The organism is Nonomuraea lactucae (assembly GCF_003313395.1).
In the GTDB taxonomy this organism is placed as follows: Bacteria; Actinomycetota; Actinomycetes; order Streptosporangiales; family Streptosporangiaceae; genus Nonomuraea; species Nonomuraea lactucae.
The window spans coordinates 1-9,698 of record NZ_QNFZ01000255.1 but is presented as its reverse complement, the minus strand read 5'-3'; the positions used below and the strand labels follow the sequence as shown (position 1 = coordinate 9,698).

Annotated in this window: 12 protein-coding genes; all 12 read right to left on the bottom strand. The window is 67.2% G+C overall.

Annotated elements, in window-relative coordinates; genetic code table 11:
• Positions 1 to 679: 30S ribosomal protein S3 (rpsC, locus tag DQW85_RS16230; protein WP_113701140.1), on the bottom strand; the 679-nt coding region annotated here is incomplete at its 3' end.
• The gene (rplV, locus tag DQW85_RS16225) at positions 679 to 1,032 is read right to left on the bottom strand and encodes a 50S ribosomal protein L22 (protein ID WP_103960883.1); all 354 of its coding nucleotides are present in this window, start codon (positions 1,030 to 1,032) and stop codon (positions 679 to 681) included. The genes rpsC and rplV, both read right to left, overlap by 1 nt.
• A gap of 31 nt (positions 1,033 to 1,063) precedes the next feature.
• The gene (gene rpsS, locus DQW85_RS16220) at positions 1,064 to 1,342 is read right to left on the bottom strand and encodes a 30S ribosomal protein S19 (protein WP_113701139.1); all 279 of its coding nucleotides are present in this window, start codon (positions 1,340 to 1,342) and stop codon (positions 1,064 to 1,066) included.
• An 11-nt stretch (positions 1,343 to 1,353) separates the two neighbouring features.
• Positions 1,354 to 2,190, bottom strand: coding sequence for a 50S ribosomal protein L2 (gene rplB, locus DQW85_RS16215; RefSeq protein ID WP_113701138.1), 837 nt, complete (start codon positions 2,188 to 2,190; stop codon positions 1,354 to 1,356).
• A 107-nt stretch (positions 2,191 to 2,297) separates the two neighbouring features.
• On the bottom strand, positions 2,298 to 2,600 hold the full coding sequence (gene rplW / locus DQW85_RS16210; protein ID WP_205315163.1) for a 50S ribosomal protein L23: 303 nt from the start codon (positions 2,598 to 2,600) through the stop codon (positions 2,298 to 2,300).
• Positions 2,601 to 2,605: 5 nt separating this feature from the next.
• On the bottom strand, positions 2,606 to 3,268 hold the full coding sequence (rplD, locus tag DQW85_RS16205) for a 50S ribosomal protein L4 (RefSeq protein ID WP_113701136.1): 663 nt from the start codon (positions 3,266 to 3,268) through the stop codon (positions 2,606 to 2,608).
• On the bottom strand, positions 3,265 to 3,918 hold the full coding sequence (rplC, locus tag DQW85_RS16200; protein ID WP_113701135.1) for a 50S ribosomal protein L3: 654 nt from the start codon (positions 3,916 to 3,918) through the stop codon (positions 3,265 to 3,267). The genes rplD and rplC overlap by 4 nt, the downstream gene beginning before the upstream one ends.
• 14 nt (positions 3,919 to 3,932) lie before the next feature.
• Positions 3,933 to 4,241 carry a 30S ribosomal protein S10 gene (rpsJ, locus tag DQW85_RS16195; protein ID WP_012887830.1) on the bottom strand — a complete coding sequence of 103 codons (309 nt, stop codon included), beginning with the start codon at positions 4,239 to 4,241 and terminating at the stop codon, positions 3,933 to 3,935.
• Positions 4,242 to 4,519: 278 nt separating this feature from the next.
• Positions 4,520 to 5,713: an elongation factor Tu gene (tuf, locus tag DQW85_RS16190; protein ID WP_113701134.1), complete on the bottom strand. Its 1,194-nt coding sequence runs from the start codon at positions 5,711 to 5,713 to the stop codon at positions 4,520 to 4,522.
• 163 nt (positions 5,714 to 5,876) lie between these two features.
• Positions 5,877 to 7,925, bottom strand: coding sequence for an elongation factor G (fusA, locus tag DQW85_RS16185; protein WP_240197217.1), 2,049 nt, complete (start codon positions 7,923 to 7,925; stop codon positions 5,877 to 5,879).
• Positions 7,926 to 8,014: 89 nt separating this feature from the next.
• Positions 8,015 to 8,485 (bottom strand): 30S ribosomal protein S7, encoded by a 471-nt coding sequence (gene rpsG, locus DQW85_RS16180; protein ID WP_055505082.1) that lies wholly within the window; start codon positions 8,483 to 8,485, stop codon positions 8,015 to 8,017.
• A gap of 2 nt (positions 8,486 to 8,487) precedes the next feature.
• On the bottom strand, positions 8,488 to 8,862 hold the full coding sequence (gene rpsL / locus DQW85_RS16175) for a 30S ribosomal protein S12 (protein ID WP_043623420.1): 375 nt from the start codon (positions 8,860 to 8,862) through the stop codon (positions 8,488 to 8,490).
• Positions 8,863 to 9,698: the final 836 nt, after the last annotated feature.

Genomic DNA, 9,698 nt, shown 5'->3' with positions numbered 1-9,698 from the left:
CGCGACGCTGGCCGGCACGGGCGCCGGCGGCGGCCGCCTCGCGCTCGGCGCGGCTGGTCGCGGCCTCGCCCTTGTAGATCCACACCTTCACGCCGATGCGGCCGAAGGTGGTGCGGGCCTCGTAGAAGCCGTAGTCGATGTCCGCGCGGAGCGTGTGCAGCGGCACGCGGCCCTCGCGGTAGAACTCCGACCTCGACATCTCGGCGCCGCCGAGACGGCCCGCACACTGCACGCGGATGCCCTTGGCGCCGCTCTTCATGGCCGACTGCATGGCCTTGCGCATGGCGCGCCGGAACGAGACGCGGCTGGAGAGCTGCTCGGCGACGCCCTGAGCGACGAGCTGGGCGTCGATCTCGGGGTTCTTCACCTCGAGGATGTTGAGCTGGACCTGCTTCTTGGTCAGCTTCTCCAGGTCACCGCGGATGCGGTCGGCCTCCGCGCCGCGTCGGCCGATGACGATGCCCGGACGCGCGGTGTGGATGTCGACCTGGACGCGGTCGGTCGTGCGCTCGATCTCCACCTTGGAGATGCCGGCCCGCTCCATGCCCTTCTGCAGCATGCGGCGGATCGCCACGTCCTCGGCGACGTACGACTTGTACAGCTTGTCGGCGTACCACCGGCTCTTGAAGTCGGTCGTGATGCCGAGGCGGAACCCGTGCGGGTTAACCTTCTGGCCCACTATCGGGTCCTTCCCTTCGGCTCGCGGGACTCCACGATCACAGTGATGTGGCTCGTCCGCTTGTTGATCCGATAGGCACGACCCTGGGCGCGCGGACGGAACCGCTTCAGCGTCGGGCCCTCGTCGACCCACGCGCGGCTCACGACGAGCGTGCTGGGGTCTAGATCGAAGTTGTGCTCGGCATTCGCCATGGCGCTGCTGAGCACCTTGTAGATCGGCTCGCTCGCCGACTGGGGAGCGAACTGCAGCACGGCCTGCGCCTCCGAAGCGGGCAGCCCGCGAATAAGGTCCACCACGCGGCGGGCCTTGAGGGGCGTGACACGGACGAACCGCGCCTGAGCCCTGGCTTCCATCGCTTACTCCTCTGAATGCTTCTGAAGGCGTCTATCGCCGGCTGCGCCGGTCTTCCTTGACGTGGCTGCGGAACGTCCGCGTCGGGGCGAACTCTCCGAGCTTGTGGCCGATCATCGACTCGGTGATGAACACCGGGACGTGCTTGCGGCCGTCGTGCACGGCGATCGTGTGCCCGAGCATGTCGGGAACGATCATGGAGCGCCGCGACCACGTCTTGATGACGTTCTTGGTGCCCTTCTCGTTCTGGACGTCGACCTTCTTCTGAAGGTGTCCGTCCACGAAGGGACCCTTCTTAAGGCTACGTGGCATTTCGGCTGCTCCTACCGCTTCTTCCTCTTGCTCCGACGACGGATGATCAGCCGGTCGCTGGCCTTGTTGGCCTGGCGGGTGCGACCCTCGGGCTTGCCCTTCGGGTTCACCGGGTGGCGACCACCGGAGGTCTTGCCCTCACCACCACCGTGCGGGTGGTCGACGGGGTTCATCGCGACACCGCGGACGGTCGGGCGCTTGCCCTTCCACCTCATGCGGCCGGCCTTGCCCCAGTTGATGTTGGCCTGCTCGGCGTTGCCGACCTGGCCGACCGCGGCCCGGCAGCGCACGTCGACCATGCGCATCTCACCGGACGGCATACGCAGCGTGGCGTACTGGCCTTCCTTCGCGAGCAGCTGGATCTGGGCGCCCGCGGAACGGCCGAGCTTGGCGCCGCCGCCCGGACGGAGCTCCACCGCGTGGATGAAGGTACCGGTCGGGATGTTGCGCAGCGGCAGGCAGTTGCCCGGCTTGATGTCGGCCGCGGGGCCGTTCTCGATGCGGTCGCCCTGCTTGAGGCCGGTCGGCGCGATGATGTAGCGCTTCTCGCCGTCGGCGTAGTGCAGCAGAGCGATGTTGGCGGTGCGGTTGGGGTCGTACTCGATGTGAGCGACCTTCGCCGGAATGCCGTCCTTGTCATGCCTACGGAAGTCGATGATCCGGTAGGCGCGCTTGTGACCGCCGCCCTGGTGGCGCGCGGTGACCCGGCCGTGTACGTTGCGGCCGCCCTTGTTGTGAAGGGGCGCAAGCAGCGACTTCTCGGGCGTGCTGCGCGTGATCTCGGAGAAGTCCGAGACACTCGAGCCGCGGCGACCCGGAGTCGTCGGCTTGTACTTACGGATGCCCATCTTTTTCGTTCATCCTTCGTCGGTTACATGGGTGAGCCCGCCGCACCGGAGTGCGACGGTCTCTGCCCGCCGCGGGCCCCTGCGGGCCCGCTTCACATCTATGGCTGCTAGCCGATCTGACCGAAGATGTCGATCCGATCGCCCTCCACCAGGCTCACGATCGCGCGCTTGGTGTCGGGACGCTTGCCGAAGCCGGTGCGGGTGCGCTTGCGCTTGCCCTGCCGGTTGATCGTGTTCACGCTGGTGACCTTGACCCCGAAGATCTGCTCGACGGCGATCTTGACCTGGGTCTTGTTCGCGGTCTTCTTCACCAGGAACGTGTACTTGTTGTTCTCATCGATCAGGCCGTAGCTCTTCTCGGAGACGACGGGCTTGATGATGATGTCGCGCGGGTCGGTGACCCTCTCCATGCTCATCAGGCGTCTTCCTTCTCACTCTGCTCGGCCGACCCCGCCGACAGCCGCGCCACGACCTGGTCGTACGCCTCCTGGGTGAAGACCACGTCGTCGTGGCAGAGCACGTCGTAGGTGTTGAGCTGCCCGGCGTCCAGCAGGTGGACCTCGGGAGCGTTGCGCAGGCTCAGCCAGGTCAGCTCGTCGGCCTCGTCGACCACGACGAGCACGGTCCTGGCCTGAGTGATCTTGCGGAGGGCCTGCAGAGCCGCCTGCGTCTTCGGCGTCTCACCGCTGACCAGGCCGCTCACCACGTGCACCCGGCCGCCGCCCGCCCGGTCGGAGAGGGCGCCGCGCAGCGCGGCGACCTTCATCTTCTTGGGCGTGCGCTGCGAGTAGTCACGCGGGACCGGGCCGTGGACGATGCCACCGCCGGCGAACTGCGGGGCGCGGGACGAACCCTGACGGGCCCGGCCGGTGCCCTTCTGGCGGTACGGCTTCTTGCCGCCGCCCCTGACCTCACCGCGGGTCTTGGCCTTGTGGGTGCCCTGCCGGCGAGCGGCGAGCTGGGCCACGACCACCTGGTGGATCAGCGGAATGTTGACCTTGGCGCCGAAGATGTCTTCGGGCAGGTCGACGGTGCCTGTCTTGGCGCCGCTGGCGTCGAGGACGTCAATGCTGGTCACTTGGCAGCCCCCTTCTTGGCAGCGGTGCGGACGAGGACCAGGCTGCCGTTGGCGCCGGGGATCGCACCCTTGATCAGGATGAGGCCCTTCTCGGCGTCGACGGAATGAACCTTGAGGCTCTGCACGGTGGTGCGGACGTTGCCCATCCGACCAGCCATGCGCAGACCCTTGAAAACGCGGCCCGGGGTGGCGCAGCCACCGATGGAACCCGGCGAGCGGTGCTTGCGCTGCGTGCCGTGCGACGCGCCCAGACCACCGAAGCCGTGCCGCTTCATGACACCGGCGAAGCCCTTGCCCTTGCTCTTGCCCGTCACGTCGACGAACTGGCCCGGCTCGAAGGTGTCGGCCAGCAGCTCCTGGCCCAGGGTGTAGTCGCTCGCGTCGTCGGTGCGGATCTCCGCGAAGTAACGGCGCGGGGTGATGTCGTGCTTGCGCAGGTAGTCGCCGAGCGGCTTGTTGACCTTCCGGGGGTCGACCTGCCCGAAGCCGAGCTGGATGGCGGAGTAGCCGTCCTTCTCGGCGGTGCGGACGCGGGTCACCACACACGGACCGGCCTCGACCACGGTGACCGGAACCATCCGGTTGTCCGCGTCGAAGACCTGGGTCATGCCGAGCTTCTTGCCCAGGACGCCCTTGATCGTCTTAGCCATGTCAGTGTGATCCCTCAGAGCTTGATCGAAATGTCGACGCCGGCGGGGAGGTCGAGCCGCATGAGCGAGTCGACGGTCTTCGGCGTCGGGTCGATGATGTCAATCAGCCGCTTGTGCGTGCGCATCTCGAAGTGCTCGCGGCTGTCCTTGTACTTGTGCGGCGAGCGGATGACGCAGTACACGTTCTTCTCGGTCGGCAGCGGCACCGGGCCCGCGACCTTCGCGCCAGTCCGCGTCACCGTCTCGACGATCTTCTTGGCCGAGCTGTCGATGACCTCGTGGTCATAGGCCTTGAGCCGAATGCGGATCTTCTGTCCCGCCATAGTGGCCTCGGTGTCCTTCGCTGTCGTCTGAAAAAGTATCGTGCGGCCGGTTGCCGCTGTGGTGGTGCGGGCCTGGGCCCGCGAAGCTCCACGAGACAGACGCAGTCGATCTGCCTTTTCTTCCGTGATCCGGCAGTTACTTCGGTCACTTCCGAAGCGACTGCGAGATCACGGCTTTGGCGTGGAGCCGGGGGCGGGAGCCGTACGGCTCCTGTCCCCTCGTGGTTGGGCGGTCGGCCCCTGAATATCGGGGGCCGACCGCCGCCCCGCGGTTCGTGCTACTTGAGGATCTTCGTGACCCGGCCGGCGCCGACGGTGCGGCCACCCTCGCGGATCGCGAACTTGAGGCCTTCCTCCATGGCGATGGGCTGGATCAGCTCAACGCGCATCTCGGTGTTGTCGCCCGGCATGACCATCTCGGTGCCCTCGGGGAGGTGCACGACACCGGTCACGTCAGTCGTACGGAAGTAGAACTGCGGGCGGTAGTTGTTGAAGAACGGGGTGTGCCGGCCGCCCTCGTCCTTCGACAGGATGTAGACCTGACCGTCGAACTCGGTGTGCGGGGTGGTCGTGCCCGGCTTGATGATGCACTGGCCGCGCTCGACGTCGTCGCGCTTGATGCCGCGGAGCAGCAGGGCGGCGTTGTCGCCGGCGTGACCCTCGTCGAGCATCTTGTTGAACATCTCGATGCTGGTGACGGTGGTGGTCGTCTTCTCCGACTTGATGCCGATGATGTCGACCTGCTCGTTGATCTTGACGACACCGCGCTCGATACGGCCGGTGACGACGGTGCCGCGACCGGTGATCGAGAAGACGTCCTCGACGGGCATGAGGAACGGCTTGTCGGTCTCGCGCGGAGGCTCGGGCACGTTCTCGTCGACGGCGTTCATCAGCTCGATGATGCTGTCGGCCCACTTCTCGTCGCCCTCAAGGGCCTTGAGCGCGGACACGCGCACGACCGGAAGGTCGTCGCCCGGGAACTCCTGAGCGGACAGGAGCTCGCGGACCTCGAGCTCGACGAGCTCCAGGATCTCCTCGTCGTCGACCATGTCGGCCTTGTTGAGGGCCACGACGATGTAGGGGACGCCGACCTGGCGGGCCAGGAGGACGTGCTCCTTCGTCTGCGGCATCGGGCCGTCGGTGGCGGCGACCACGAGGATCGCGCCGTCCATCTGAGCGGCACCGGTGATCATGTTCTTCACGTAGTCGGCGTGACCGGGGCAGTCCACGTGAGCGTAGTGGCGCTTCTCGGTCTGGTACTCGACGTGCGCGATGGAGATCGTAATGCCGCGCGCCTTCTCCTCGGGCGCCTTGTCGATCTTGTCGAACGGCGTAGCCTTGTTCAGCTCAGGGAAACGGTCGTGGAGCACCTTGGTGATCGCCGCGGTCAGCGTGGTCTTGCCGTGGTCGATGTGCCCAATGGTGCCGATGTTCATGTGCGGCTTGGTCCGCTCGAACTTGGCCTTAGCCACTGGTTCTCTCCTTGAGAATCTGACTGACTTTCGTCAACACACTCGGGCCCGGGTAATCCCGAACCCCTGGGCGGCGGGGCGGCTCGCGCCGCCCTGCCAGGGGCCGAGGCCCCATTGGCGGCCGGTCACCGGTCTCCCGGTGCCCGGCCATGGGGTCCCGGGACTATTCGCCCCGGGCCTTCGCGACGATCTCCTTGGCGATGCCCGGAGGCACTTCGGCGTAGGAGTCGAACTGCATGCTGTAGCTCGCGCGCCCCTGCGTCTTGCTACGCAGGTCGCCCACGTAGCCGAACATCTCAGACAGCGGCACGAGCGCCTGGACGACCCGGGCGCCGGCCCGCTCGTCCATCGCCTGGATCTGCCCCCGACGACCGTTGAGGTCGCCGATGACGTCACCCATGTAATCCTCGGGCGTGGTGACCTCGACGGCCATCATCGGCTCGAGGAGCACAGCGTCCGCCTTGCGCGCGGCCTCCTTGAAGGCCATCGAGCCGGCGATCTTGAAGGCCATCTCCGAGGAGTCGACGTCGTGCGCGGCGCCGTCGGTCAGCGTCACCTTGACGCCCACCATCGGGTAGCCGGCCAGCACGCCGAACTCGGCGGCCTCCTGGGCGCCGGCGTCGACCGAGGGGATGTATTCCCTCGGGACGCGGCCACCCGTGACCTTGTTCTCGAACTCGTAGCCGTCGTTGCCCTCGCCCAGCGGCTCCACGTTGATGATCACCCGCGCGAACTGACCGGAACCACCGGTCTGCTTCTTGTGGGTGTAGTCGACCTTCTCCACCTTGCGGCGGATGGTCTCGCGGTAGGCGACCTGCGGACGGCCGACGTTGGCCTCGACCTTGAACTCGCGGCGCATGCGGTCGACGAGGATCTCCAGGTGAAGCTCGCCCATGCCCCAGATGACCGTCTGGCCGGTCTCCTCGTCACGGCGGACCTGGAAGGACGGGTCCTCCTCGGCCAGCCGCTGGATGGCGGTCGACAGTTTCTCCTGGTCGCCCTTGGTCTTGGGCTCGATCGCGACGTTGATGACCGGGGCCGGGAACGTCATCGACTCGAGCACGACGGGGTTGGCCGGGTCGGACAGGGTGTCGCCGGTGGTGGTGTCCTTCAGACCCATCACGGCGACGATCTGACCGGCGATCGCCGTCGGGCGCTCCTCGCGCTTGTTGGCGTGCATCTGGTAGATCTTGCCGATCCGCTCCTTCTTGCCCTTCACAGAGTTGATGACCTGCGAACCGGCCTCGAGCGTGCCCGAGTAGATGCGGATATAGGTGATCTTGCCCAGGTGCGGGTCACTGGCGATCTTGAACGCCAGCGCGGAGAACGGCTCGGCCGGGTCCGCGTGCCGCTCGAGCACCTTCTCCTCGTTGCCGGCCGCGTGGCCCTTGAAGGCCGGGATGTCGGTCGGCGCGGGGAGGTAGGCGACGATCGCGTCGAGCAGGGGCTGCACGCCCTTGTTCTTGAACGCGGTGCCGCACAGGACCGGGTTGATGGCGCTGGCCAACGTGGCGCGGCGGATGGCCGCGACCAGCTGCTCCTCGGTGGGCTCGGTGCCCTCCAGGAAGAGCTCCATCAGCTCGTCGTCGTTCTCGGCGACCGTCTCGATCAGCCTGTCGCGCCACTCGCGAGCGGCCTCGGCGTGGTCGGCCGGGATGTCGACGGTGTCGTACATCTCACCCTTCGCCGCCTCGGCGCTCCAGATGAGACCCTTCATCGTGATGAGGTCGATGACGCCCTTGAAGTCGGCCTCGACGCCCCAGGGGAGCTGGATGACCGCGGGGGTGGCACCCAGGCGGCTGACCATCATGTCGACGCAGCGGTGGAACTCCGCGCCGACCCGGTCCATCTTGTTCACGAAGCAGATGCGGGGGACCTCGTAGCGGTCGGCCTGGCGCCACACCGTCTCCGACTGCGGCTCAACACCGGCGACACCGTCGAACACGGCGACGGCACCGTCGAGGACGCGGAGCGAACGCTCCACCTCGATGGTGAAGTCGACGTGGCCGGGCGTGTCGATGATGTTGATGGTGTGACCGAGCCACTCGCAGGTCGTCGCGGCCGACGTGATGGTGATGCCGCGCTCCTGCTCCTGCTCCATCCAGTCCATGGTGGCGGCGCCTTCATGGACTTCACCGATCTTGTAGTTGATGCCGGTGTAGAACAGGATGCGCTCGGTCGTGGTGGTCTTGCCCGCGTCGATATGGGCCATGATCCCGATGTTGCGGACCTTGGCCAGGTCAAGAGCGGTCGTGGTGGCCACTTCTCTCGCGTCCTCGTCGTCTCGTCGAACCCGCCGGGTTACCAGCGGTAGTGGGCGAAGGCCTTGTTGGACTCGGCCATCTTGTGGGTGTCCTCGCGCTTCTTGACACTCGCCCCGAGGCCGTTGCTGGCGTCCAGGAGCTCGTTCATGAGGCGCTCGGTCATGGTCTTCTCGCGGCGGGCGCGGGAGTACTGCACCAGCCAGCGCAGGGCCAGGGTGGTGCTGCGCGCGGCGCGCACCTCGACCGGCACCTGGTAGGTCGCGCCACCGACTCGACGGCTGCGGACCTCGAGGGTCGGCTTGACGTTGTCGAGCGCGCGCTTGAGGGTGACGACCGGGTCGTTGCCCGTCTTGTCCCTGCAGCCTTCGAGGGCGCCGTAGACGATCGACTGCGCGATGGAGCGCTTGCCGTCCAGGAGCACCTTGTTGATCAGGGCGGTGACCAGCGGCGAGCTGTAAACCGGGTCAGCCATGAGCTGACGACGGCCAGGAGAACCCTTGCGAGGCATTGTTAGCTCTTCTCCTTCTTCGCGCCGTAACGGCTACGGGCCTGCTTGCGGTTGCGGACACCCTGGGTGTCCAGCGAGCCACGGATGATCTTGTAGCGAACACCCGGCAGGTCCTTCACACGACCGCCACGCACGAGCACGATGGAGTGCTCCTGCAGGTTGTGGCCCACACCGGGGATGTAAGCCGTGACCTCGATGCCGTTGGTGAGCCGCACACGGGCCACCTTGCGCAGTGCCGAGTTGGGCTTCTTCGGGGTCGTGGTGTAGACGCGCTGGCACACGCCGCGCCGCTGCGGACTCCCCTTGAGGGCAGGGGTCTTGGTCTTGGCGACCTTGTCCTGCCGGCCCTTGCGGACCAACTGCTGAATAGTGGGCACTGCCACTCCGTTTCGTGCCTCGGCCGGTGTACGTCAGTTGTGCTTTTCGCAGGCGCTGCCGGTGTCATGACCTGCTGATTTTGCTCCCCCCCGCGCCCCCGCGCTCGGGCGTGTCGCACTGTTCGCACAGACACATCCGCGAGGACTACGAGCCAGGAAGCCGTCCCGCGCTCCCGTATCGAGCGCACGGTCGAGAGCCCGCATAGTAACGGGCACGATGCTCAAGACTACCCAGGCCGCCGCGACACGTCAAAGCGGCGCGGCAAAGCGGACAAGCCTTGCCACTCCGGATCGCAGAGGCCATTTCATCAAGGCCCGGACTACAGCTCCGCGCCTATGATATCCGGCCCGCACAGCGTTTCGCCGCCCTTCTCAGTGAAGAGCATCACGCCACCCCGCCACGCCACCACCGCCACCTCGTCTCGACAGGGTCCGGGGGTGGGGGTCGCGGGGCGGGGATGGGAGCCCTCGGGGTGCCTGGGCGGGCCTGGGTGTGGCCTGGGTGCCCCAAGGGGGTTGGGAGCGAGCTGTGGAAGCGCTCGGGGCCACCTGGCCGGGCCTGAGGCGCGCGTGCCTGGCAGGCCGGGGTGGGGGGCGGGGCTCCGGGGGTGAACGCGCTTCTCTCGGAGGCCGTGCGCGGCTCAGGATGCGTCGTGCGCGGCCCAGGATGCCACGGGGGCGGCCCCACAGGGCGCGCGTCACGGCGGCCGGCCCCGTGCGCACGGTGAGCGTCACCCTGGAGGGACGCCGGCCACGCACTCGGGGTGGGCTTTCCCGTGCCTGCCGTAAAAGAAAAGGGTCGTAAGCGCGCGCGCCCGGGGGCCTCTGGGAGGCAC